The following is a 951-nucleotide window of genomic DNA, read 5'->3' on the forward strand; positions in this document are numbered from 1 at the left end:
GAGTCTGATACGTTCTGCATAAAGAACGCCCGTTCGCTCCGGTTGGACGGTGCGGACGATCTCTGCGTGGAGGACGAGGCGATGTCAGAGGGATTTGCGGCCCGTACCGTTGCGGCGGCCAACGGCGTGGCCCAGGACGCGGCCTTCGGCGCGGTGATCGCGCCGATCCACCTGTCGACGACCTTCAAGTTCCCGGCCTTCGAGCAGGCCGGACCCTATGACTACTCGCGTCTCGGCAACCCCACGCGGGACGCCCTCGCCGACACGATCGCCAAGCTCGAGGGCGGCGCCCGCGCCGTCATGGTGGCGAGCGGCATGGCGGCCCTCGATCTCGCGCTGTCGAGCCTGCGGCCGGGCGATCTCCTGGTCGCGCCGCACGATTGCTACGGCGGGACTCACCGGCTGTTGAGCTTCCGCGCCGCCCGCGGGCATTACCGCGTGGCCTTCGTCGACCAGACCGATCCGGACGCGCGGGCGGCGGCCCTGGCCGAGGGGCCGAAGGTCGTGCTGATCGAAACGCCCAGCAACCCACTGATGCGCGTGGTGGATATCCGACGCATCACCGCGGACGCGAAGGCGGCCGGCGCGCTGGCCGTGGTGGACAACACCTTCCTGTCGCCCGCCTTGCAGCAGCCGATCGCCCTCGGGGCGGATCTGGTCGTCCATTCCACCACCAAGTTCCTGAACGGCCATTCCGACGTCATCGGCGGGGTCGTGGTCGCCGCCGACAAGGCCGTTGGGGAGGAACTCGCCGCCTGGGCGAACACGATCGGGGTCACGGGCTCGCCCCTCGACGCTTATCTGACGCTCCGGGGCCTGCGCACCCTGTTCGTGCGGGTGGAGCAGCAGCAGCGCAACGCCGCCGTCCTGGCGGCCTTCCTGGAGGCGCATCCGGCGGTGGCTCGCGTGCATTACCCGGGACCGGCCACCGATCCGGGACACGCCCTGGCG

The 951-nt window shown here is 70.2% G+C and carries 1 protein-coding gene; it reads left to right on the forward strand.

What is annotated here, in order from left to right; genetic code table 11:
- Nucleotides 1-81: 81 nt before the first annotated feature.
- On the forward strand, nucleotides 82-951 hold an 870-nt coding region (locus I53_RS07670), incomplete at its 3' end, for an aminotransferase class I/II-fold pyridoxal phosphate-dependent enzyme (RefSeq protein ID WP_043348690.1).

Origin of the sequence: Methylobacterium sp. B1, from assembly GCF_000333255.1 — a bacterium.
Lineage (GTDB): Bacteria > Pseudomonadota > Alphaproteobacteria > Rhizobiales > Beijerinckiaceae > Methylobacterium > Methylobacterium fujisawaense.